The 3,796-nt window shown below is 39.0% G+C and carries 4 protein-coding genes; 1 reads left to right on the top strand and 3 read right to left on the bottom strand.

The features are described from left to right. Positions 1 to 642: biosynthetic peptidoglycan transglycosylase (locus Q7P05_RS04150; protein WP_303930662.1), on the bottom strand; the 642-nt coding region annotated here is incomplete at its 3' end. Positions 643 to 1,014: 372 nt separating this feature from the next. On the opposite strand from Q7P05_RS04150, the gene Q7P05_RS04145 reads away from it, so the two are divergent. Continuing rightward, positions 1,015 to 1,293 carry a metal-sensing transcriptional repressor gene (locus tag Q7P05_RS04145; RefSeq protein ID WP_004695033.1) on the top strand — a complete coding sequence of 93 codons (279 nt, stop codon included), beginning with the start codon at positions 1,015 to 1,017 and terminating at the stop codon, positions 1,291 to 1,293. 210 nt (positions 1,294 to 1,503) lie between these two features. Here Q7P05_RS04145 and Q7P05_RS04140 read toward each other — a convergent pair whose 3' ends face one another. Then, positions 1,504 to 1,764: an HPr family phosphocarrier protein gene (locus Q7P05_RS04140; protein ID WP_005385362.1), complete on the bottom strand. Its 261-nt coding sequence runs from the start codon at positions 1,762 to 1,764 to the stop codon at positions 1,504 to 1,506. 118 nt (positions 1,765 to 1,882) lie between these two features. Then, a complete protein-coding gene (gene ptsP, locus Q7P05_RS04135) occupies positions 1,883 to 3,610 on the bottom strand; it encodes a phosphoenolpyruvate--protein phosphotransferase (RefSeq protein ID WP_303930659.1) in 1,728 nt (575 codons plus the stop codon). Positions 3,611 to 3,796 lie beyond the last annotated feature (186 nt).

Here is a 3,796-nt window from a genome sequence, read left to right as displayed (position 1 = left end):
CAGAAGCGTGCACTCATAATCATTCATCTTTGCTGCCGGTTTCCCGAAGTATCCTTCGCTGGCTTCTCCGACATTGTAGTATCCGTCTCCAAAGTAAATGCTGTTTACATAGAGTTCAAGAATCTCATCCTTAGTATAGTTCCGTTCCAGTTCCAGTGCCAGAAAAACCTCAGCTGCTTTGCGGTTCATGGTCTTTTCCTGGGAAAAGTACAGATTTTTTGCAAGCTGCTGTGTGATGGTGCTGCCGCCCTCTACAGTTTCACCAGCGATGGTATTCGTATAAAAGGCGCGAATGATACCAAGTACATCTATAGCACCATGCTTATAATATCGCTTATCCTCTATGGCGATGAGTGCATTCTTTGTATATTCAGGAATAACATCCCCCTTTACCCAATGTTCCTTAGGAACACGTTGGTTCAGGGCCGCCTCTACCTTTTCTTTAAAGGTAAATAATCGTATAATACGATCTGTGCGACTAAGGGTATCTTCACCTTGTTCTATGCGTTTTTCAACAGTTGTATGCGCGTTACTTTCACGATCTGTACCTTGAACCCTATGGTATCCATCATATATAAACACGGCCAGTATCATAACTAGCACAAATACCACTAGGTTCCGAAGGTAGCGAAACACTTTCATTGCTTTCACCTATTTCATAAAGGCCCGTAGTATATACCTATAGACAAATTTAAATTCTATATGCATTACAGTACCTTATATACATATACAAACACATTGTGTATTAAATGTATTGTATCACATCAATTAAGAAGAAGATATATATTACAAGGTCTAAATAGATGTGTATAATATAAAATACATGCCATGCTATTTTAAAAGTATATATTTAAATGTACCTTTGAATACAGATATTCACATACATCCATATACAATATAAATCTATATATGTAGATTTAATGCATATTAGGTATACTTATTAAGTTGTATTACAAACTTTACATGGAGTATAATAATAAGGATGATAAAAAACATGCCCATTGGAGGAGTATTATGAAACAATGTATGGATTCAGAAAATCTACATCGTCGATTGCGTAAAATCCTTGGTCAAGTGCAAGCTATTGATCGAATGATTGAAGAAGACATTCCATGCGAAGATGTGTTGAGCCAAATTAATGCAGCTAAGTCTGCACTACATAAAGTAGGTCAAGTAGTCCTTGAAGGGCATATCAACCACTGCGTACGAGATGGTATCGAACACGGTGACGTAGAAAAAACCATTAGCGACTTTACAAAGGCTGTAGAGCGCTTTGCAAACATGGGAAAATAAAGAAGAGGCTAAACCGCCTCTTCTTTTTTTACGTGAAACTACACGCTAATAGTTTTGTAAATTCGCCATATTAAATTAAAGGTAACATTTAATCAAATCAACCTAAACATAAAACATATCCATGAAACATATACATATACATATACATAAAATATGTATCAACAAAAAAGGACTCTACATTCGTAGAGTCCTTTGTATTACCACATTGTATTAGTCGTGGTTAGTTGTTAAGAATTCGCTCAATGCAGCGAGTGCATCGTCTTCGTCAGCACCGTCAGCTGTCAATGTAACAGATGTACCTTTTGTAGCTCCCAAAGTCAATACAGTCAAAATGGATTTAGCATCAGCTGTTTTGCCATTAGCAGCGATTGTCAATTTGGAAGCATATTTAGCAGCCAATTGTGTGAAAGCTGTAGCAGGACGAGCATGTAAACCAGATTCGTTAGTAATTTCTACTGTTAATTCTTTCATGATAACCTCTTTCTATCTCGATAGGCTGTGCCTATCCCATACGTTCTAATAGATATATTGTATCAATTTCAAGCATTTCAATTCAAGTATATTGAAAGTTATTTGCTATACAACAGAATTATAGTAAGCCTTTTTCAGCTAGTACAGATTTAGCATATTCTGTAATTTCTTCAGCTGTGTCCATGGAAAGTGCTTTGTTGGCCACGTCTTCACATTCTGCTTTAGAAACAGAGCGCAAGATTTTCTTAATAAGCGGTATAGAAGACGCTGTCATGGAGAACTCATCAAGGCCAAGGCCTAATAGAATCATGGTAGCCACAGGATCACTAGCGAGTTCACCGCACATACCTGTAAATTTACCTTGTTCATGGCTCGCATCGATAACATGTTTGATAAGACGTAATACGCCTGGATGCAATGGTTGATATAGAGCGCCAATAGATTCGTTCATACGGTCTACTGCCAAGGTGTATTGACACAAATCGTTGGTACCAATACTGAAGAAGTCTACGTATTTAGCCAAGATTGGAGAAATCACAGCCGCCGCTGGTACTTCGATCATAATACCAACCTTAATAGCTTTATTGAATTCTTTGCCTTCTGCTGTAAGTTCTGCCTTACATTCTTCAAGCATAGCATTCGCTTGTTTCACTTCTTCTACGGAAGCAATCATAGGATACATGATGTGAATATCGCCAAAGGCACTAGCACGCAATAACGCACGCAATTGTACTTTGAAGATATCTGGACGATTCAAGGAAATACGAATCGCACGATACCCAAGGAATGGATTCATTTCACTTGGCAAATCAAGGCATTTCAATTCTTTATCGCCACCGATATCCATGGTACGGATAATAACAGGTTGGCCCTGCATATCTTCTGCAACCTTTTTATATTCTTCGAACTGTACATCTTCTGCTGGCAATTCATCATTTTCCATATACAAGAATTCTGTACGGTATAAGCCGATACCTTGTGCGCCCATTGTAAGAGCATGTTTAGCATCTTTAGACTTACCGATATTGCCAAATAATTCTACATAATGACCATCTGTAGTCTTAGCTTCAAGATTGGCAGATTCGCGCAAGCGTTTTAATTCCTCTTGGTATGCAGTAGCTTGATTTGTGTATTCAGCCCAATCCGCATCAGATGGATTTGTTTCGACAATACCATCTGTACCAAGTACAACGGCTTTCTTGCCATCAACAAAGCCTTCAATATCACCAACGCCCATAACGGCAGGAATTTCCAATGTACGTGCCATGATAGCCGCATGAGATGTAGGACCACCAGCAGCTGTTACAATGCCTTTTACAACATTTTTATCTAGAGATGCCGTATCGGATGGCGCCAAATCATGAGCCACCAATATAACCTCCCCAGAAATATGGGATAAGCCACGAGGGTTCATACCTAACATATTGCGCATCAAACGATCACCGATATCTTTGATATCTGCACCCCGTTCGCGCATGTATGGATCTTCCATACCGAGGAAGATATTGGCAAAGGTTTCAATGGTTTGAGCTGTAGCCGCTACAACGTTAGTATGGCTAGACTCAACGAGGGATTTAATACCATCAGATAAAGATGGGTCTTGAGCAATTTGCATATGCGCTTCAAAAATAGCCGCCTCTTCTGGCCCCATTTCATCCAACGCTTTTTTACGAATAGTATCCAATTGTTTTAAGGTAGATGCCATAGCAGCAGCAAACTTACCAATTTCCGCTTCTACCTGATCCTCTGCTACAGTGTAATCAGGAATGACAATTTCCTCTTGAATATATCTATATACATTGCCTACTGCAACGCCACGAGATCCAGAAATCCCTTGAATTCGCATATGTGTTCCTCTTTCTATTACGATAAACTACATTACTCTTTATTTTATCATTTCTACGGTAAACAATAAAGTAATAGAGCCCTATATATCCGCCTTTCAGGTTGTCCCACGTGGGTTAATTTTTAACTCATGTTCATATTTCTCATCTTCTGGCAAGCATGGTACACACGCAAGCGCAAGGTAATC

It is taken from the genome of Veillonella dispar (assembly GCF_937975875.1).
Taxonomy (GTDB): domain Bacteria; phylum Bacillota; class Negativicutes; order Veillonellales; family Veillonellaceae; genus Veillonella; species Veillonella dispar_B.
Note: the sequence above shows the minus strand (reverse complement) of the source record. Positions and strands in the feature narration are given on the sequence as shown.

Bases quoted from the DNA above. Each gene is read 5' to 3' on its own strand.
- Q7P05_RS04145 (WP_004695033.1), top strand. From the start codon at position 1,015: ATGAAACAATGTATGGATTCAGAAAATCTACATCGTCGATTGCGTAAA.
- Q7P05_RS04140 (WP_005385362.1), bottom strand. From the start codon at position 1,764: ATGAAAGAATTAACAGTAGAAATTACTAACGAATCTGGTTTACATGCT.
- ptsP (WP_303930659.1), bottom strand. From the start codon at position 3,610: ATGCGAATTCAAGGGATTTCTGGATCTCGTGGCGTTGCAGTAGGCAAT.